This is a genomic window from Actinomycetospora corticicola (assembly GCF_013409505.1).
Lineage (GTDB): Bacteria > Actinomycetota > Actinomycetes > Mycobacteriales > Pseudonocardiaceae > Actinomycetospora > Actinomycetospora corticicola.
On the sequence record NZ_JACCBN010000001.1, the window covers coordinates 3,577,940 to 3,595,915 of the forward strand.

The following is a 17,976-nucleotide window of genomic DNA, read 5'->3' on the forward strand; positions in this document are numbered from 1 at the left end:
GTGGCCATGGAGGTTCGCACGAGCTCGATCGACGGTGTCCTGGTGTTCGTCCCCACGCCGCACACCGACGACCGGGGCTTCTTCACCCGCACGTTCGACACCGCGATCGGCGCCGAGCACGGCGTCGACCTCGGGGCCCTGGCGCAGGACAGCCAGTCGCGGTCCCGCGCGGGCACGATCCGCGGGATGCACGGGCGGCGCGGGGCGGGCGAGGCGAAGCTGGTGCGGGTGGCGCACGGGGCGGTGCACGACGTCCTCGTCGACGCCCGCCCGCACTCCCCCACGTTCGGCGTCGTCGCGAGCTTCCGGCTCGACGACGTCGACCACCACCACCTCTACGTGCCGGCCGGCCTGCTGCACGGCTTCCAGGCCATCAGCGACGCCGACGTCTGCTACCGCATCGACCGGCCGCACGCGCCCGGTGAGGACCTCGGGGTGGCCCACGACGACCCCGACCTGGCCATCACCTGGCCGGTCGAGGTCACCGCGATCTCCGAGCGCGACCGGACGGCCGGCTCGTGGAAGGACCTGGTGGCGACCCTCTAGACCAGCTCTAGACGGGCCGCAGCGTCGCGTCGAGCGTCCCGGCCTCCTGCCGCGCGTGCAGCACGGCGAGGCGGGTGAAGCGACGGTCGAAGGTCTCCTGGGTGAGCCCACGCGCCCGGTACTCGCGCAGCAGCTCGGCGGCCCCGTCGGCCACCGACCACGCCGCACGGAACTCCGGCAGCTCCTTCTCGATCCGCGAGAAGTCGACGCGGTAGGAGCGCGGGTCGCCGCCGGTCTCGCCGGTGACGATCAGCTCCGCCTCGGGCACGGCGACCTTCACGGCCTCGGCGATGTCGCGGACCTGCACGTTGTTGTCGGTGCGCCCGACGTTGAAGGCCCGGGCGCGCACGACCTCGGCCGGGGCCTCCATCGCGGCGATCGCGGCGGCGACGATGTCACGGCCGTGGCACAGCGGACGCCACGGCGTGCCGTCGCTCATCACGAGGATGCGCCCGGAGAGCACGGCGTGACCGACGAGGTTGTTCAGCACGATGTCGGCGCGCAGGCGCGGCGAGAAGCCGAACGCGGTCGCGTTGCGCATGGACACCGGCACGAACTCGTCCGACGCCAGGTCCACCAGGTCGGACTCGACGCGCACCTTGGACTCGGCGTAGGGGGTCACCGGCTTCATCGGCGCCTCCTCGTCGAGGACGTCGGCGGTGCCGGAGGCGCCGTACACCGAGCAGGTCGACGCGTAGACGAACCGGCCGACCCCGGCCTCCTTGGCCAGGCGGGCCAGCCGCGTCGAGGCGTGGTGGTTGATGTCGTAGGTGTGCTCCGGGGCCAGCGAGCCCAGCGGGTCGTTCGACAGCGCCGCGAGGTGGATGACGGCGTCGAAGCCCTCCAGCTGCTCGACGGTGACGTCGCGCAGGTCGACGGCGAGCGCCGGCGGGTCGGGCTGCTCCAGGTCCCCGAGGATGCAGTCGGCGTACAGCCCGGAGTCGAGGCCGGTGACCTCGTGGCCCGCCGCGGCGAGCATCGGGGAGGCCAGGGTCCCCAGGTAGCCCTGGTGGCCGGTCAGCAGGACGCGCACGTGCAACAGCTCCGTTCGGTGTTCTACACACCCACCAGCAGGCGGGTCGGGTGGAAGCCCTCGGCGTAGCGGACGCCGGCCTGCACCCCGCGGATCCGCGCGAGGCCGCGGAAGGCCTCGTCGTCGAACCAGGTGCGGCCGGTCTGCGAGGGGTAGTGCTCGTGCAGCAGCCGGATCTTGTCGTCCACGGCCTCCTGCGACAGCGGCCAGAGCACCGGCGGCTGCGCCAGGTCGGGCTCGGCCTTGAGGATCTCGTAGCCGAGCGTGGCGTGGTCCCGGAAGACCGTGGGGACGAGCCGGGCGAGCTCGCGGTGGTCCTGGTGGTCGTCGGCGCGGTGGCCGGCGAGCACCAGATCGGGCTCGGTGGTGCGCCGGAAGGTCTCCAGCGCCTCCTTCGCCCAGTTCCAGTGGTGGGGCAGGCGCCCGTCGGGCATGTCCAGCACGGTGACCTCCAGCGAGGCCCCGGGGCAGAACGCGGCGAGCGCGGCGCGCTCCTCGGCCTCCCGCGGCGTGCCGCCCCCGGAGAGCACCAGCGCCCGCACCCGCAGGCCCGGCCGGGCGCGACACAGCGTGAGGACGGTGCCGCCCGCTCCGATCGGGATGTCGTCGCAGTGCGCGCCGAGCAGGACGAGCTCGTCGAGCCGTTCGGGGACCAGGCGCTGCATCTAGGACTGCAGGTGCTGCGTGACGAGGCTCTCCAGCGGCGGGAGGTCCGGTCCCTGCTCCTTCTCCCAGAGCATCCACGGCCGGCTGCCGGCCCGGTAGGACGCCTCGAGCTGGTTGCGCTCCTTGAGCGTGTCCGCCGGGAGCCAGAAGCCCTCGTACGGGTAGCCCATCAGCTTGCCCTCGGCGGCCAGCGCGGTGCACGCGTCGCCCACCAGGTCCCCGTTCTCCGGGATGCGGTCGATCACCGACGGCCGCAGCACGAAGTAGCCGCCGTTCTCCCGCACGCCCATGTCGGTGACGGGGTGGATCGAGGTGATCCGGTCCTCGTCGTCGGACTCGACGATGTGGAACACGGCTTGCGGCAGCACCGCGAGCAGCGCCGCCTCGGCGTCGGAGTCGGAGAACCGCTTGACCATCTGGTCGAGCGGGGCGTCGGTCAGCACGTCGGCGTAGTTCGCGAGGAACATCTCGTCGCCGTCGACCAGGTGACGCACCCGGCGCAGGCGCTCACCGATCGGCGACTCCAGGCCGGTGTGGACGAAGTGGATCGTCCAGTCGGCGATGTCGGAGCCGCCGAGTTCGATCGCGCCCTCCCGCAGGACGAAGTCGTTCGACTCCGTCTCGCGGTAGTTGAGGAAGTAGTCCTTGATGTGGTGCGCCCCGTAGCCCAGGCACAGGATGAACTCCTTGTGCCCGAAGTGGGCGTAGTAGCGCATCACGTGCCAGATCAGCGGGCGCGGGCCGACCATCTGCATCGGCTTGGGGACGTCGGAGTCCCCATCCCGCATCCGCATGCCGAAACCGCCGCAGAACAGGACGACCTTCACTGCAGTACTTCCCTCTCGAGTTGGCTCAGGCGGGCGAGCTGCCGGGCTCCACGACCTCGAGGGCCGGGATCGGGAAGACGAGCTTCCCGCCCCACTCGGCCACCGGCGCCAGCTGCGCCGTGATCTCGTCGCGGAGGTTCCACGGCAGGACGAGCACGTAGTCGGGCCGGTCGGCGTCGATGCGCTCCGGCGGGTGGATCGGGATCCGCGTGCCGGGCGTGTACCGCCCGTGCTTGTAGGGGTTCCGGTCCACCGTGTAGGCGAGCAGGTCCGGACGGATGCCGCAGTAGTTCAGCAGGGTGTTGCCCTTGCCGGGCGCCCCGTAGCCGACCACGGTCTTCCCGGCATCGGCCGCCTCGATGAGGAAGCGCATCAGGTCGTTGCGGATGCGCGAGACCTCGCGGGCGAACCCGGCGTGGCCCTCGACGGTGTCCAGGCCGGCCTTGGCCTCGTCGGCCAGGACCTTCCCGACGGCGGGGGTGCGTCCGGCCCCCAGCTCGGTCGGCCGGGCCCAGAGCCGGATCGACCCGCCGTGGGTGGGGACCAGTTCGACGTCGACGAGGTCCAGGCCGCCGCTGGCCAGGGCCCTGATGGCCGTGCCGACGGTGTAGTACTGGAAGTGCTCGTGGTAGATCGTGTCGAACTGCCGGTAGGCCACGAGGGTCAGCAGGTGCTGCACCTCGATCGACACCCACCCGTCGTCGGCCAGCATGGCCCGCAGGCCCTGCGTGAAGCCCACGACGTCGGGGATGTGCGCGTAGACGTTGTTCGCCACGACGAGGTCGGCCGGGCCGTGCTCGGCCCGCACCGCCGCGCCGGTCTCCGGCGAGAGGAACGCCGTGACGGTCGGGACGCCCTTGTCGCGGGCCGCCTGGCCCACGTTGACGCTGGGCTCGACGCCCACCGCGCGCATCCCGTCGGCCACCACGTGCTGCAGCAGGTAGCCGTCGTTGGACGCCGCCTCGACCACCAGCGAGTCCTGCGTCAGCCCCGCGCGCTCGGTGGCGGCGGTGACGAAGCGGCGTGCGTGCTCGACCCACGAGGTGGAGAACGAGGAGAAGTACGCGTACTCCGTGAACGTCTCGTCGGGGTCGATCAGCGGGGGCAGCTGCACGAGCAGACACGACCGGCACACCCGCGGGTGCAGCGGGAAGGTCGGCTCCGGGCCCTCGAGCGCCTCGGCGGTGAGGAACAGCTCGCACGGCGGCGTGGCCCCGAGGTCGACGAAGCTCTCCAGCTCCGTCGAACCGCACAGGCGGCAGACCAGGGCGGGGGCCCCCATCAGTAGGCCCCGTCACCGCGGAAGACGGCCGAGACCGTCTTCCACAGGATGACCAGGTCCATGGCGGGCGACCAGTTCTCCACGTAACGCAGGTCCAACCGGACCGACTCCTCCCACGACAGATCGGAACGGCCGCTGACCTGCCACAGACCCGTCATGCCCGGCCGCACCAGGAACTTGCGCTTGGCGGCGTCGGAGTAGGCGTCGACCTCTCCGGGCAGGGGCGGGCGGGGCCCGACCAGCGACATCGAGCCCCCGACGACGTTGAACAGCTGCGGGAGCTCGTCCAGAGAGTAGCGGCGCAGCATCGAGCCGATCCGGGTCACCCGGGGGTCGCGGCGCAGCTTGAACAGCGGACCGGAGCCGTCGTTACCGCCTGCGACCACCTGGGCACGGAGCCGGTCCGCGTCCGGGACCATCGAGCGGAACTTGACCATGCGGAACGTACGGCCGCGCAGACCGACGCGGGTCTGTCGGTAGAACACCGGTCCGCCGTCGAGCTTCACGAACAGCGCGATGAGCAGGAACACCGGCGCGAGGGCCAGCACGAGGGCCATCGAGGCGGCCCGGTCGAAGAGCAGCTTGCCGATGCGCGGCACGCCGGACAGGCGCGGCTCGGTGAGGCGCAGCAGCGGCAGGCCGTCCACCGGCGCCACGTGCAGGCGCGGCCCCGCGACCTCCATCAGGCCGGGGTCGACGACGAGCTCGGACCCGGTGCCCTCGAGGTCCCAGGCGAGGCGGTGCAGGCGCTTCGGGCTCCAGCCGGGGGTCTGGGCCACCGCGACGACGCCGAAGCGACCGGACCGCACGGACGCGGGCAGCGAGTCGAGGTCGCCGATGACCGGCACGCCCGCGACGTGTCCCTGCCCCTCCTCGCCGAGGCCGGTCGGGGTGCAGGCGCCGGTGACGACCCAGCCGATGTGCGCCACGCGGCGGGTGCGCTCGATGAGGTCGCGCACCGACTCCTCGGTGCCGATCGCGAGCACGGGCAGCAGGCCGCGGCCGCGCTTGCGGGCCTGGTGCAGCCAGCGGCGCAGCGTGTAGCGGCCCGCCATGGAGAGGAGGCCGGCGATCGGGAGGATGCCGAACACCCACGGCCGGACGCCGGTGCGCTCGAGTACGAGGCCGGCCAGCGCGAGCAGGATCGCCGCGCTGACGTAGCCGCGCATCAGGCGGCTCCACTCCTCGGAGCCCTGACCGAGCACGCGCGGGTCCCAGGCCCGGGTCGCCCCGAGCGCCATCGGCACCAGCACCAGCGAGACGACGGCGAGGGCCCACGGGTTGGTCCCCGTGGTCCCGCTGCCCGCGCCGAAGCCGATCAGGGCGCCCAGCACCGCGCACACCGCGAGGACGAGCACGTCGCTCGCCGCCACGCCCAGCGCGAACTTGGTCTGCCAGCTGGTGGCGGTCGCCACGCTGCCCGGCTGCCCGGGGGCCTCGTCGTCCCAGATCCGGATGAAGCCCGGGGCGGTCGGATCCGGGTCGACGAAGGGCTCGGGAGCCGCCTGGGCTCCCGGGTCGCCGGGCCGTACCTCCCCGCGCCGCCGCGGGGTGGCCGGGATCCCGCCGGTGTCGGTCGGGTCGGTCCGACCGTCCAGCTCGGTGCCGCTCACGCGTTCGCCCCTGTTCTGAGCGCCGGGGTCCGGCCCTGCGGCCGTCCCTCCGTCGCCCGACGTCGATCGTCGCCCGTGCGGTGGTGGGGGTGGGCGACCGGGGGCCGCACGCACACGTCCCGTGTCCGGGCCACCCGCTCACCTCCCTCGCACGGCGTCCGCCACCGGCCGGCGGATCGGGTTCTCCACCACGAAGGACGCACGTGCCCCGGACGGGTTGCGCGCGGATCCCGCGTGAGCCATGTCATGGCACCCGGCCGCAGCTCCTGGTGGGGATCAACGAGGCCACCGGGCCGGGGTCACGGTGGGGCGATTCGCCGACGGCGGGTGGTTCCACCCGCCGTCGGGAACGGTGGGTGACCGGTATTGGGCCGTCCGGTCCGGGGCCGGTCTCCGTCCGGGTGGCTCCCCCGCCGGGTCCGGCCCGCGGCGCGGCCGCGAGGGGGACCGACCGGTCGTGTCACCATGAGCAGCGCGGGCCGCGGCCCGCGGTCCGCCGTGGTGTAAGGGCAACACCTCGGATTTTGGTTCCGATGATCCTGGTTCGAATCCAGGCGGCGGAGCAGCACGTCCGGCCGGGAGGGTGCGTGGAGGGCAGGCGCGTCCCCGCCGCCGGTGCGGTGGTCCACGACGCGACCGGCCGGCTCCTGCTCGTGCAGCGCGGCCGGGAGCCGCAGGCCGGGCGCTGGACCCTCCCCGGCGGCCGGGTCGAGCCCGGGGAGTCGCCCGCCGAGGCGGCCGCCCGCGAGGTGGCCGAGGAGACCGGCATCGTCGTGACCGTCGGCCGGGAGTGGCTCGTCCTCGAGCGCCCGGGCCCCGGCGACGTGCTCTTCGAGATCCACGACTTCGTGGCCGAGGTCGTCGGCGGTGCCCTGCGCGCCGGCGACGACGCCGCCGACGTGGGCTGGTTCACGGTCGCGGAGATGGCGGACCTGCCCCTGACCACGGATCTGTTCGGAATCCTCGACCGGGCGGGGCTCCTGCCGGGGCGGTGACCGTACGGGTCGCCCCGTGGTCACGACGTGAGAATCCGACAAGGGATGCAACATGCGTTTACCCTGGAGGGATGACCACGGCCGAGGCAGGAACGGGCACGCAGCCCTTCACGATCGACGGGCAGCTGTGTTTCGCACTGCACTCCGCATCGCGGGCGATGACCGCCTGCTACCGCCAGGGCCTCGACGCCCTGGGCCTGACGTACAGCCAGTACGCCGTCATGCTCGTGCTCTGGCAGCACGAGGCCGTCTCCATGGGCTTCCTGTGCGAGCAGCTGCACCTCGACTCGGGCACGCTCTCCCCCCTGCTCAAGCGCCTGGAGAAGCAGGGGCGGGTCACCCGCCGTCGTCGTCCGGAGGACGAGCGCACCCTGGAGATCGCGTGCACCGAGGAGGGACGCGCGCTGTTCGACCAGGCCCGTCTCGTGCAGCGTGACGTCGAGCGCGCCACCGGCCTGGACGGGTCCGACCTGGCCTCGCTGCGCGGGCAGCTCGACGAGCTCGCCGGCCGTCTGCGCACCGCCACCACGGTGCAGGAGCAGCAGCCGGTCGCCCAGGCCTGATCCCGGCGTGACCCGTCCGGCCGGACGGGCCCTTGCTCCTCAGTTCGGTTGCGGGCAATCTACTCGGGTCCACCTGTCCGATCGGACAGTCCTCCTCCCCCGGGAGCGCCCCCGATGAGCACACCGGCCCGAGTCCGTCCCGTCGCGGCTCCCGCTTCCCGCTGCCCGGTGTGCCTGCGGACGGTCGCGCCGGACGCCGACGGGACGGTGCGTGTGGTCGGCCTCGCGCCGCGGGAGGCCCCGCGGCTGTGGGTGTGGGGCCCCGCCGTCGTGCACGACGAGTGTCGCTACGACGTCCGCACGCCCCTCGACGACCGCACGGGCTACCTGCCCGTGGAGCAGCGGGTGCGCACCGCGGCGCGGTGACCGTTTCCCCGGTCACACACGGGGGTAGAAGGTGGGGTCAGCACGCCCTCGCACCCGGGAGCCGACCCTTCCGTGACTCCGCAGGCCCCGCCCGACCTCGACCTGACCGCGCAGGCCGCGCCCCCGCAGGTCGGCTCCTTCCGGCGCGCCCTCCGACGCTGGCTCGGTGAGGTCCTCGACGCCGTCGGCGGCTCCCCCGTCGGCGACGACCTGGAGGACCTCGCCGACGACCTGGTGCTCGCCACGAGCGAGGCCCTCGAGAACGTGGTGGACCACGCCTACGCCGGCGCCGGCGAGCCCGGCGCCATGTCGTTGCGCGCCCGCCTGCAGGAGGACACCGTCGCGGTGGTCGTCACCGACCACGGCCACTGGCGCGACCCGCCGACGGGACCCTCGTCGCGGGGTCGTGGCCTGGAGATGATGGAGCGGCTGGCCGAGACGCGGGTCGACCGCGGCGAGCCCGGCACGGTGGTCACGCTGTCCCGGCGCCTGCCGCAGGACGCGCCCCACGACCGGTCGGCCGCGCAGGCCTGAGCCCGCCCGGCGGACCGCCGCCGGTCAGCGCAGCGCCGGCAGGCGGCGCGTCGCCACCTCGTGGTTCGGCGACTCCGTCGCGGCGAGGTCCGCGAACGCGTCGACGACGAGGGCGGCCGGGCCCACCACCGCGACCACCACCCCCAGCGCGGCGACCACGTCGCTCGGGTCGTGCACGTCGCGGCCCACGAGGCTGACCCCGACGGCGAGGACGCCGAGACCGAGGGCGACCGCGATGCCGTGGCGCTGCGCCCGGGACAGCACCGGGGCCGAGAGGACCAGCACCGCGGCGACCGCGGCGAGCGACGCCACCGCCGTCGTGTGGCCGCTGGGGAAGGCCAGCTCGCCGCCCCGGGTCCGTCCGACGATCGGCTTGAGCACCAACGACGTCAGCACCATCGCGGCGGGCGGCGCCACGAGCACCAGGGCGAGACCACGACCACCGCGTCCCCACCACGCCGCCACCGCGCCGAGGAGCAGCAGGGCCGCCACGGGGAGCGGGTCGCCGAGGGCGGCGAGCACGTCCCCCACCGCGGCCGGCAGGCCGTGGTGCATCGGGACCAGCGCGGCGAGAGCGCGATCGAACGGCCCGGCGGAGGAGGTCCCGGCGACGCGCACGGCGAGCACCCCGACCACGAGCACCCCGAGGACCACGAGGAGGGCGACCGCGCGCCGTCCCGTGGCGGGCACGAGTCGTGGGGTGCCCGCGCGGCCGTCCGTCGTCGCTCCGCTGTGCGCCATGCGGGGTACAACGACGCGGAGCGACCCGGGCTGCGCCCCCGGCGTCCGCATGTGCAGAATCCCGGGTGACACGGAGCGACGACACTTCTGCGCTGCGTGATCGACGGAGGGGAAGCGCCCTCGTCCGTCGCACGGGTGGTGAGGAGGTGGCGCATGGGACGTCCGGGTGAGGGACGCCCCCGGCCCGACGACCGGACGCCGCCGCGGGACGCGTGGCACGGCCGGCCCGCCGACGCCCCGCGCGACAGCCTGCTGGCGCACGTCCGCGCGGCGAGCGCCCGGGCGGCCCGCGCACCGCACCCCGCCCCCGGCGCCGACCTCGCGACCCTCCTCGAGCTCGTCCGGCACGCCGGGGACCGGGAGCCCGCCACCCGCGCGGTGCTGCTGCGCGAGGCCGCCGCCGGGCTCCTCGCCGTCCGGGGGGCCGGGACCTGCCCCCGGACCGGGCGGCCAGCGGCCGACACCGACGCGGCGGAACGGATGCTCGACGACCTCGTGTCCGTCGTGTCCGAGCACGGCCTGACCCTCTTCGCGGTCGACGCCGAGGCGCTGCTGGCCCGCCGGGCCCTCCTCGCCGACGACGAGGAGTCCGCCCTGGCTGCGGCGACCCGGGCGCTGACCACCCTCGACGAGCAGGCCGCCGTGGACCGGGCGCCGACCGAGCGGGAGCACCGCGGGAACCTCCAGGACACCTACCGCCTGGTCGCCTCGACCCTCGCGGCCCTCGGGCTCCACGAGAACGCCCAGCCCCTGCTCACGCGGGCCCAGGTGATCGCGGAGGACGACGGGGACCTGCTGGCCACGGCGCGGTGCGAGCACGAGCACGTCCGGGTCCTCGCCGGCTGGGGCCTCCGCCTCCTGCGCGCGGGCCGGGACGGTCTCCCGCACCTGGAGGAGGCCGCCCGGCGGGCCGGGGCGCTGCACGCCGAGCCGGCCCTGCTGGGCGCCGACCACCGCCGGGCCCAGCGTGCCCTGGTCACCCTCGCCCGCCAGCCGGCCGGCCCCGACCGTCCCGACGCCGGGATCGGGACCGCCCGGGCCGACCTGGAGGCCCTCGGCCCCGGGCAGCCGCCGTCGGCCTGCCTCGCCGACCACCTGCTCGTCGTCCTCGCCCGGGCCCGCGCGCTCGTGGCCCTCGGCCGTCCCGACGAGGCCGCCGCCGGACTCGACGAGGTCCGGGCCCGGCGACCCCGGGGCGAACCCGGACTCGCCCTCGCCGTCAGCCGCGAGCTGGTCGCGGTCACCGCGGACCACCTCGGCGGGGTCCCGGGCCGCCGGGCGCTGCGCGACTACACCGCCGATCTCGAGCACGAGCTGTTCACGCTGCAGCAGGCGCGGGTGCTCTCGCTGCGCACCCGCATCGCCCACGAGCAGCTGCGACGGGAGCACGGCGAGATCTCGGTCCAGGCACGGACGGACCCGCTGACCGGCCTGCCGAACCGCCGGGCCCTCGACGACGCCCTGGCCGACCACCTCACCACCGTGGCCGGCCGCGGGTCCGTCCTCGCGATCGCGATGGTCGACGTCGACCGGTTCAAGACCATCAACGACCGGGTGTCCCACGCCCGCGGGGACGAGGTGCTGCGCCTGGTCGCCGAGACCCTGCGCCGCTGCCTGCGGGCGGACGACCTCGTCGCCCGGTACGGCGGGGACGAGTTCGTCGCGGTGCTGCCCGGCAGCTCGCCGACCGACGCGCGGGCGGCGTTGGAGCGGGCCGCGGCGGCGGTGGCCGGGGTGCCGGTGGGCGACGGCTCCCGGGTGTCCCTGTCGGTCGGCGTGGCGGGCACCGAGCACTCGGGACTCACCCCCGGCACCCTCCTCGCGCGCGCCGACCGCGCGATGTACGAGGCCAAGCGCGCGGGCGGCGGCGCCGTGGTCCTCGACGCGAGCACGGACACCCCGGCGGACGGGCTGCTCGTCGGCGGCTGAGCCGCCGCCCCCGTCGCCGCCCGGGTCCGGGCAGGTGGGAGGATCGGAGGTGACCGGGGCACCGGTGCGTGTGCTCCGCGGCGTCGCCGGTGACGTCCCCAGTCGACCACACCCACCCGACCAGGAGCAGCAGAGCCGATGCCGCCGACCCCCACCGCGGTCGTCGTCCTCGCCGCGGGTGAGGGCACCCGCATGCGATCGGCCACGCCCAAGGTCCTGCACCCGGTCGGCGGCCGCAGCCTGCTCGGCCACGCGTTGCACGCGGCCGCGGGCACCACGCCCGAGCACCTCGTCGTCGTCGTGGGGCACGGCCGCGAGGAGGTCGGCACGCACTGCGCCCAGGTCGGCGCCGAGCTCGGCCGCCCCATCCGCACGGCGGTGCAGGACCGACGCCGCGGCACCGGGCACGCCGTCGCCTGCGGGGTGGACGCGCTGCCCGCCGACGCCGCCGGGACCGTGCTGGTCTCCTACGGCGACGTCCCGCTGCTCGACACCGCGACGCTGCGCGCGCTGGTCGCCGAGCACGACGACGCCGGGAACGCCGTCACCCTGCTCACCGCCGAGATGGACGACCCGACCGGGTACGGCCGCGTGGTGCGCGACGAGAAGGGCGGGGTGACCGCCATCGTCGAGCAGTCCGACGCCTCCCTCGACCAGCTCGCGATCACCGAGGTCAACTCCGGGGTCTACGCCTTCGACCTCGCCCTGCTGCGCACCGCGCTCGCCCGCCTGGGCACCGACAACGCCCAGGGCGAGCTCTACCTCACCGACGTCGTGGGGGTCGCGCACCGCGAGGGTCTCGACGTCGGTGCCGTCGAGCTGTCCGACCCCTGGCTGGTGACCGGCGTCAACGACCGCGTGCAGCTCGCCGCGCTCGGCGCGGAGCTCAACCGCCGGATGGTGGAGCGCGCGATGCGGGCGGGCGTCACCGTGGTCGACCCCCGGACCACCTGGATCGACGTCGGGGTCCGCCTCGAACGCGACGTGACCCTGCTGCCCGGCACCCAGCTGCACGGCACGACCTCCGTCGCCGAGGCGGCCACGGTCGGACCGGACACCACGTTGATCGACGTCGCCGTCGGCGCGCGGGCGACCGTCGTGCGGACCCACGGCAGCAACTCCGTCGTCGGGCCGGAGACCTCCGTCGGACCGTTCGCCTACCTGCGCCCCGGCGTCGAGCTGGCCGAGCGCGGCAAGATCGGCACCTTCGTCGAGGTCAAGAACTCGACCATCGGGCCCGGTTCGAAGGTGCCGCACCTGACCTACGTCGGCGACGCGACCATCGGCGAGGGCAGCAACATCGGTGCCTCGAGCGTGTTCGTGAACTACGACGGGGTGACCAAGCGCCGGAGCGTCGTGGGCGACCACGTCCGCACCGGCAGCGACAACACCTTCGTGGCGCCGGTCACCATCGGAGACGGCGCCTACACCGGAGCGGGCACGGTGGTGCGCGAGGACGTCCCCCCGGGCGCCCTCGCCGTCTCCTCGGGCCCGCAGCGGACCATCGAGGGTTGGGTGGAGCGCAAGCGACCCGGGACGGCGGCCGCCGAGGCCGCGGCCCGGGCGTCGACCTCGCCCGAGGGCGGACCGGACGACACCGTCCGGCCGCCCGAGCGGCGCGACCAGGAGGAGCAGTGAGCGTGAGCGCAGTGTCGTCGACCCCCAAGAAGAGCCTGATGCTCTTCTCCGGGCGGGCCCACCCGGAGCTGGCCGAGGAGGTCGCGAAGGAGCTCGACGTCACGATCACCCCGCAGTCGGCGTACGACTTCGCCAACGGCGAGATCTTCGTCCGCTTCGAGGAGTCGGTCCGCGGCTGCGACGCGTTCGTCCTGCAGAGCCACACCCAGCCGATCAACCAGTGGCTCATGGAGCAGCTGATCATGATCGACGCCCTGAAGCGGGCGTCGGCGAAGCGGATCACCGCGGTGGTGCCGTTCTACGGGTACGCCCGGCAGGACAAGAAGCACCGCGGCCGTGAGCCCATCTCGGCGCGGCTGGTGGCCGACCTGCTGAAGACCGCGGGCGCCCACCGGATCATGACGATCGACCTGCACACCGACCAGATCCAGGGCTTCTTCGACGGGCCGGTCGACCACCTGCTGGCGAACAAGGTCCTCGCCGAGCACCTGCGCGACGCCTACTCCGGCGAGGACCTCGCCGTGGTCGCCCCCGACTCCGGCCGCGTCCGCGTCGCCGAGAAGTGGGCGGACACGATGGGCGGCGTCCCGCTCGCCTTCATCCACAAGAGCCGCGACAAGACCCGGCCCAACGAGGTCGTCGCGAACCGCGTGGTCGGTGACGTCGAGGGCCGCTGCTGCATCCTCGTCGACGACATGATCGACACCGGCGGCACGATCGCGAAGGCCACCGAGGCGCTGTTGAAGGACGGCGCCTCCGACGTCGTCATCGCGGCCACCCACGGCGTGCTCTCCGGCCCCGCCATCGAGCGGCTCTCCTCCTGCGGCGCGCGCGAGGTGATCGTCACCAACACCCTGCCGATCCCCGACGAGAAGCGGTTCCCGCAGCTCACGGTGCTCTCGGTCGCGCCGCTGATCGCCCGCGCGGTGCGCGAGGTCTTCGAGGACGGCTCGGTCACGAACCTCTTCGACGGCAACGCCTGAGCGGTCGGTACACTCGTCCGCGATCCACTTCGGCGAGGGCCGGTCTCCGGCCGTGATCGACGCGGTGTGCATCCCGGCGTGATCCGCCGGTGGTGCCCGGCCGCTCGTCGTCGCCGAGTCCGCACCACCGCAGGAGCACCGACCAGCCATGGCTGACGTCAAGATCGCCGCCGAGACCCGTACCGAGTTCGGCAAGGGCGCCGCGCGCCGTACCCGGCGCGCCGGCCGCGTCCCCGCCGTCCTCTACGGGCGCGGCACCGACCCGATCCACCTCTCGTTCGACACCGTCGAGTTCGCCGCCGTGATGCGCGAGAACGGCCGCAACGCCGTCCTCACCGTCTCCGGGGTCGGCAAGGACCAGCTCGCGCTGACCAAGAGCGTCGTGCGTGACCCCATCAAGGGTTTCATCGAGCACGTCGACCTGGTGTCCATCAAGCGCGGCGAGAAGGTCCAGGTCGACGTCCGCGTCGTCACCCTCGGTGAGGCCGGCCCCGGCACGCTGGTCTTCCAGAACGAGGACACGCTGTCGATCGAGGCCGACGCGCTGAACATCCCCGAGGAGATCACCGTGGTGATCGACGAGGCGGAGATCGGCACGCAGTTCCTCGCGGGCGAGATCCGGCTGCCGGACGGCGCCACCCTGCTCTCCGACCCCGAGCTCCTCGTCGTGAACGTCACCGAGGCGCCGACCGAGGACGACATGGAGGAGGAGATCGACGCCGAGGGTGCGGGCGTCGAGGAGGACGCGCCCGAGGACGAGGCGGCCGAGGACTCCGAGACCGCGTCCGACTCCGGCTCCGACTCGTCGGACGACGCGGGCGAGAGCTCGGACGAGAGCTGATGTCGGTCCCGACGACGGGCGCGGGGCCCGTGCTCGTCGCCGGGCTCGGCAACCCGGGCGCCGAGTACGACGGCACCCGGCACAACGTGGGGTTCGCGGTCGCCGACGTGCTCGCCCGGCGCGTCGGCGGCCGGTTCTCCGCGCACCGGAAGTCCGGCTCCGACGTCGCCGAGGGGCGGCTCGTGGGCCGGAAGGCCGTGCTGGTGAAGCCGCGCGGCTACATGAACCTCTCCGGCGGCCCGGTGACGAACGCCCTGCGCTTCTTCTCCGTGCCCGTCGAGGATCTCGTCGTGGTCCACGACGACCTCGACCTCGACTTCGGCGTCGTCCGACTGAAGCGCGGCGGCGGCGAAGGTGGGCACAACGGCCTGCGGTCGATCTCGAAGTCCCTCGGCACGAAGGACTACCTGCGCGTGCGCTTCGGCATCGGCCGCCCGCCGGGCCGGCAGGACCCGGCGGACTTCGTGCTCAAGCGCTGGAGCGGCGCCGAGCGCAAGGAGCTCGACGTCTCGCTCGAGCTCGCGGCGGACGCCGTCGAGGCCCTGCTGACCGAGGGGTTGGAGTCGGCTCAGAACCGGTTCCACTGACGCCGGCGCTCAGGACGCCACCGGCGCCCGGGACGCGGCGAGACCGAGCGCGACGTCGACGATCATGTCCTCCTGGCCGCCCACCAGCCCCCGGCGACCGACCTCCACGAGGATCGTGCGGACGTCGATCCCGTAGCGGGCCGCCGCGACCTCCGCGTGCCGGAGGAAGGATCCGTAGACCCCGGCGTACCCCAGGGTCAGGGTCTCGCGGTCGACCCGGACCGGACGGTCCTGCAGCGGACGCACCAGGTCGTCGGCCGCGTCCTGCAGGGCGAACAGATCGCAGCCGTGGGACCAGCCCTGCAGGTCGGCGACGGCGACGAACGCCTCGATCGGGGTGTTGCCGGCGCCGGCCCCCTGTCCGGCCAGCGATGCGTCGACGCGGGTGACCCCCTCCTCGACGGCGGTCATCGAATTGGCGACCGACAGCGAGAGGTTCTCGTGGGCGTGGATCCCGATCTCGGTGATGGGGTCGAGCACGTCGCGGTAGGCCCGCATCCGCCTCCGCACGCCGTCGGGGGTCAAGCGCCCGCCCGAGTCGGTGACGTAGACGCAGTGCGCGCCGTACGACTCCATCAGCTTCGCCTGCCGCGCCAGTTCCTCGGGTGGCGCCATGTGACTCATCATGAGGAACCCCGAGACGTCCATCCCCAGCTCCCGGGCGGTGGCGATGTGCTGGGCGGCCACGTCCGCCTCGGTGGCGTGGGTCGCGACCCGGACCGAGGTCACCCCGAGCGCGTGGGCGTGCTCGAGGTCGCGGACGGTGCCGATCCCCGGCAGCAGCAGCGTGGTGAGCCGTGCCCGGGTGACGGCCGAGGCGGCGGCCTCGATCCACTCGGCGTCGGAGTGGCTGCCGGGGCCGTAGTTCAGGGAGCCGCCGGCGAGACCGTCGCCGTGCGACACCTCGATCGCGTCCACCCCGGCGGCGTCGAGGGCGGCGGCGATCGCCGCGACCTGCCCGGGCTCGAGGCGGTGGCGGATGGCGTGCATGCCGTCCCGCAGGGTCACGTCCTGGATGAACAACCGCGTGCTCACGCCCGGACCTCCTGGCGGCTCGCCGCGCCCGCGAGCGGCCCGGCGGCGAGCGCCTCGGCCACGCGCAGTGCGGCGCTGGTCATGATGTCGAGGTTCCCGGCGTAGGCGGGCAGGTAGTGCGCAGCGCCCTCCACCTGCAGGAACACCGACACCCGGTGCGTCGCCGGCGCCGTGGTGAGGGTGTGGACCGGGAGGTCGGCGGGGATCGGATCGATCTGCACGTGCTGGGCGAGGCGGTACCCGGGTACGTAGGCCGCCACGTCGTCCACCATCGCCGCGACCGAGGCACGGATGTGCTCGTGCTGCTCGGAGGTAGGCGCGTCGACCAGGGCCAGCACGGTGTCGCGCATGATCAGTGGTGGCTCGGCCGGGTTGAGGACGATGATGGCCTTGCCACGACCGGCACCACCGACCGTCTCGATCGCCCGCGCCGTGGTCTCGGTGAACTCGTCGATGTTCGCCCGCGTCCCCGGCCCGGCCGAGCGCGAGGCGATCGAGGCGACGATCTCGGCGTAGGGCACGGGAGCGGCCGCGGCGATGGCGGCGACGATCGGGACGGTGGCCTGTCCCCCGCAGGTCACCATGTTGACGTCGGGGGCGTCGAGGTGGTGGGCGAGGTTGACCGCGGGCACGACCATCGGCCCGAGCGCCGCCGGGGTGAGGTCGATCAGGCGCACGCCCGAGGGCGCGAGCACCGCGGCGTTGTGGCGGTGCGCCCCGGCCGACGTCGCGTCGAAGACCACGCCGATCTCGTCGAACCCCGGAAGTCCGAGGAGCCCCTCGACCCCCTCGGCCGTCGTCGGGACGCCGAGGCGGGCCGCCCGGGCGAGCCCGTCGGAGGCGGGGTCGATGCCGACCATCGCACCCATCTCCAGCTCGGTGGACAGCCGCAGGACCTTGATCATGAGGTCGGTCCCGATGTTGCCGGAACCGATGACGGCGACACGGGTGGTCACGGGCGTCCTCCGAGGGTGACGGTGGCCTCGCCGAGGCCGACGAGGTGGGCGGTGAAGACGTCGCCGACGGTCGCGGGCACCATCGGGCCGAGTGCGCCGGAGAGCACGACCTGCCCGGCGCGCAGGGGATCACCGAGGTCCCGCACGGTGCGCGCGAGCCAGGACAGGGCGGCGAGCGGGTCCCCGAGACAGGCCGTCCCGGTGCCCCGCGAGACCTCCTCGCCGTTGCGGGTCAGGGTCATCGCGACCCCGGCCGGTTCGACGTCCTCCGGACCGACGGCGGTCGGCCCGAGCACGTAGGCCGCGCTCGAGCCGTTGTCGGCGACGGTGTCGGCGACGGTGATGTCCCATCCGGCGATGCGGCTGTCGACGATCTCGAGGGCCGCGACCTGGTACGCGACCGCAGGACGGACGTCCTCGGGTCCCAGGGGGCCGTCGACGAGGTCGGCACCCAGGACGAACGCGATCTCGGCCTCGACCCGCGGCGCGAGCAGTCGGTCGAGCGGGAGGGTGCCGCGGTGCGGGATCGCCATGCCCTCGAGGAGCACCCCGAAGTCGGGCTGGTCGACGCCGAGCTGGGCCTGCACCGCGGGCGAGGTCAGTCCGATCTTGCGCCCGACGACCCGGGCGCCGTCGGCCCGCAGGCCGGCGACCACCCGCCGGGCCACGGCGTACGCGGCGTCGAGGTCCTCCGCGCCGATGAGATCGCGGACGGGCGCACAGGGTTCTCCGGTACGGGACGCGCGGAGGAGCCGCTCGGCCGCCTCGGCGACCACCGTGCTCGTCGGGAGGGTCATGCCGACACCCTCGATCACGGGGGACGCCGTGACCCAGCACCGAG

Annotated in this window: 19 protein-coding genes and 1 tRNA gene; 11 read left to right on the top strand and 9 right to left on the bottom strand. The window is 74.0% G+C overall.

The annotated features are described in order from the left end of the window. Window positions 1-6 precede the first annotated feature (6 nt). Window positions 7-546: a dTDP-4-dehydrorhamnose 3,5-epimerase family protein gene (locus BJ983_RS17350; RefSeq protein WP_179794940.1), complete on the top strand. Its 540-nt coding sequence runs from the start codon at window positions 7-9 to the stop codon at window positions 544-546. A gap of 7 nt (window positions 547-553) precedes the next feature. On the opposite strand, the gene BJ983_RS17355 is transcribed toward BJ983_RS17350, so the two are convergent. The 5 genes from BJ983_RS17355 to BJ983_RS17375 are packed head-to-tail and all read right to left on the bottom strand — an operon-like array spanning window position 554 to window position 5,967. Continuing rightward, window positions 554-1,579, bottom strand: coding sequence for an NAD-dependent epimerase/dehydratase family protein (locus BJ983_RS17355; protein WP_179794941.1), 1,026 nt, complete (start codon window positions 1,577-1,579; stop codon window positions 554-556). Between the two features lie 23 nt (window positions 1,580-1,602). Continuing rightward, complete coding sequence (locus BJ983_RS17360) at window positions 1,603-2,244, bottom strand: PIG-L deacetylase family protein (protein ID WP_179794942.1); 642 nt, start codon at window positions 2,242-2,244, stop codon at window positions 1,603-1,605. Then, on the bottom strand, window positions 2,245-3,072 hold the full coding sequence (locus BJ983_RS17365) for a sugar phosphate nucleotidyltransferase (RefSeq protein WP_179794943.1): 828 nt from the start codon (window positions 3,070-3,072) through the stop codon (window positions 2,245-2,247). A 25-nt stretch (window positions 3,073-3,097) separates the two neighbouring features. Beyond that, the gene (locus BJ983_RS17370; RefSeq protein ID WP_179794944.1) at window positions 3,098-4,354 is read right to left on the bottom strand and encodes a class I SAM-dependent methyltransferase; all 1,257 of its coding nucleotides are present in this window, start codon (window positions 4,352-4,354) and stop codon (window positions 3,098-3,100) included. After that, complete coding sequence (locus BJ983_RS17375) at window positions 4,354-5,967, bottom strand: exopolysaccharide biosynthesis polyprenyl glycosylphosphotransferase (RefSeq protein ID WP_179794945.1); 1,614 nt, start codon at window positions 5,965-5,967, stop codon at window positions 4,354-4,356. The genes BJ983_RS17370 and BJ983_RS17375 overlap by 1 nt, the downstream gene beginning before the upstream one ends. A gap of 492 nt (window positions 5,968-6,459) precedes the next feature. On the opposite strand from BJ983_RS17375, the gene BJ983_RS17380 reads away from it, so the two are divergent. The 5 genes from BJ983_RS17380 (at window position 6,460) to BJ983_RS17400 (ending at window position 8,425) form a co-directional block, all read left to right on the top strand. Then, window positions 6,460-6,530, top strand: a tRNA-Gln gene (locus tag BJ983_RS17380). Between the two features lie 24 nt (window positions 6,531-6,554). Next, window positions 6,555-6,962 carry an NUDIX domain-containing protein gene (locus tag BJ983_RS17385; RefSeq protein ID WP_343054232.1) on the top strand — a complete coding sequence of 136 codons (408 nt, stop codon included), beginning with the start codon at window positions 6,555-6,557 and terminating at the stop codon, window positions 6,960-6,962. Between the two features lie 71 nt (window positions 6,963-7,033). After that, complete coding sequence (locus BJ983_RS17390; RefSeq protein WP_179794947.1) at window positions 7,034-7,525, top strand: MarR family winged helix-turn-helix transcriptional regulator; 492 nt, start codon at window positions 7,034-7,036, stop codon at window positions 7,523-7,525. Between the two features lie 114 nt (window positions 7,526-7,639). Next, window positions 7,640-7,891 carry a hypothetical protein gene (locus tag BJ983_RS17395; RefSeq protein ID WP_179794948.1) on the top strand — a complete coding sequence of 84 codons (252 nt, stop codon included), beginning with the start codon at window positions 7,640-7,642 and terminating at the stop codon, window positions 7,889-7,891. Window positions 7,892-7,963: 72 nt separating this feature from the next. After that, window positions 7,964-8,425, top strand: a complete 462-nt coding sequence (locus tag BJ983_RS17400; RefSeq protein ID WP_179794949.1) for an ATP-binding protein — start codon at window positions 7,964-7,966, stop codon at window positions 8,423-8,425. A gap of 24 nt (window positions 8,426-8,449) precedes the next feature. Here the strand turns inward: BJ983_RS17400 and BJ983_RS17405 are convergent, their stop codons facing one another. Further along, window positions 8,450-9,115: a hypothetical protein gene (locus BJ983_RS17405; protein ID WP_179794950.1), complete on the bottom strand. Its 666-nt coding sequence runs from the start codon at window positions 9,113-9,115 to the stop codon at window positions 8,450-8,452. A gap of 204 nt (window positions 9,116-9,319) precedes the next feature. Between BJ983_RS17405 and BJ983_RS17410 the strand changes: the two genes are divergently transcribed. The 5 genes from BJ983_RS17410 to pth all read left to right on the top strand — a co-directional run bounded on the left by BJ983_RS17410 (window position 9,320) and on the right by pth (window position 15,144). Then, on the top strand, window positions 9,320-11,095 hold the full coding sequence (locus BJ983_RS17410) for a GGDEF domain-containing protein (RefSeq protein ID WP_179794951.1): 1,776 nt from the start codon (window positions 9,320-9,322) through the stop codon (window positions 11,093-11,095). Between the two features lie 138 nt (window positions 11,096-11,233). Beyond that, entirely contained in the window at window positions 11,234-12,733 is a 1,500-nt protein-coding gene (gene glmU / locus BJ983_RS17415) for a bifunctional UDP-N-acetylglucosamine diphosphorylase/glucosamine-1-phosphate N-acetyltransferase GlmU (protein WP_179794952.1), read from the top strand. A gap of 2 nt (window positions 12,734-12,735) precedes the next feature. Then, the gene (locus tag BJ983_RS17420; RefSeq protein ID WP_179794953.1) at window positions 12,736-13,716 is read left to right on the top strand and encodes a ribose-phosphate diphosphokinase; all 981 of its coding nucleotides are present in this window, start codon (window positions 12,736-12,738) and stop codon (window positions 13,714-13,716) included. Between the two features lie 148 nt (window positions 13,717-13,864). Further along, on the top strand, window positions 13,865-14,557 hold the full coding sequence (locus BJ983_RS17425) for a 50S ribosomal protein L25/general stress protein Ctc (protein ID WP_179794954.1): 693 nt from the start codon (window positions 13,865-13,867) through the stop codon (window positions 14,555-14,557). Further along, window positions 14,557-15,144 carry an aminoacyl-tRNA hydrolase gene (gene pth / locus BJ983_RS17430; RefSeq protein ID WP_179794955.1) on the top strand — a complete coding sequence of 196 codons (588 nt, stop codon included), beginning with the start codon at window positions 14,557-14,559 and terminating at the stop codon, window positions 15,142-15,144. The genes BJ983_RS17425 and pth overlap by 1 nt, the downstream gene beginning before the upstream one ends. Before the next feature lie 9 nt (window positions 15,145-15,153). Here pth and dmpG read toward each other — a convergent pair whose 3' ends face one another. Genes dmpG through BJ983_RS17445 form a run of 3 tightly spaced genes read right to left on the bottom strand, consistent with a single transcriptional unit; the run spans window position 15,154 to window position 17,932 of the window. Beyond that, window positions 15,154-16,179, bottom strand: a complete 1,026-nt coding sequence (gene dmpG / locus BJ983_RS17435) for a 4-hydroxy-2-oxovalerate aldolase (RefSeq protein ID WP_179794956.1) — start codon at window positions 16,177-16,179, stop codon at window positions 15,154-15,156. After that, window positions 16,176-17,135: an acetaldehyde dehydrogenase (acetylating) gene (locus BJ983_RS17440; RefSeq protein ID WP_179794957.1), complete on the bottom strand. Its 960-nt coding sequence runs from the start codon at window positions 17,133-17,135 to the stop codon at window positions 16,176-16,178. The genes dmpG and BJ983_RS17440 overlap by 4 nt, the downstream gene beginning before the upstream one ends. Then, window positions 17,132-17,932, bottom strand: coding sequence for a 2-keto-4-pentenoate hydratase (locus BJ983_RS17445; RefSeq protein ID WP_179794958.1), 801 nt, complete (start codon window positions 17,930-17,932; stop codon window positions 17,132-17,134). Before BJ983_RS17445 ends, BJ983_RS17440 begins: the two co-directional genes overlap by 4 nt. Window positions 17,933-17,976: the final 44 nt, after the last annotated feature.

Bases quoted from the DNA above. Each gene is read 5' to 3' on its own strand.
- BJ983_RS17350 (WP_179794940.1), top strand. From the start codon at position 7: ATGGAGGTTCGCACGAGCTCGATCGACGGTGTCCTGGTGTTCGTCCCC.
- BJ983_RS17360 (WP_179794942.1), bottom strand. From the start codon at position 2,244: ATGCAGCGCCTGGTCCCCGAACGGCTCGACGAGCTCGTCCTGCTCGGC.
- BJ983_RS17370 (WP_179794944.1), bottom strand. From the start codon at position 4,354: ATGGGGGCCCCCGCCCTGGTCTGCCGCCTGTGCGGTTCGACGGAGCTG.
- BJ983_RS17390 (WP_179794947.1), top strand. From the start codon at position 7,034: ATGACCACGGCCGAGGCAGGAACGGGCACGCAGCCCTTCACGATCGAC.
- BJ983_RS17395 (WP_179794948.1), top strand. From the start codon at position 7,640: ATGAGCACACCGGCCCGAGTCCGTCCCGTCGCGGCTCCCGCTTCCCGC.
- BJ983_RS17410 (WP_179794951.1), top strand. From the start codon at position 9,320: ATGGGACGTCCGGGTGAGGGACGCCCCCGGCCCGACGACCGGACGCCG.
- glmU (WP_179794952.1), top strand. From the start codon at position 11,234: ATGCCGCCGACCCCCACCGCGGTCGTCGTCCTCGCCGCGGGTGAGGGC.
- BJ983_RS17425 (WP_179794954.1), top strand. From the start codon at position 13,865: ATGGCTGACGTCAAGATCGCCGCCGAGACCCGTACCGAGTTCGGCAAG.
- pth (WP_179794955.1), top strand. From the start codon at position 14,557: ATGTCGGTCCCGACGACGGGCGCGGGGCCCGTGCTCGTCGCCGGGCTC.
- BJ983_RS17445 (WP_179794958.1), bottom strand. From the start codon at position 17,932: ATGACCCTCCCGACGAGCACGGTGGTCGCCGAGGCGGCCGAGCGGCTC.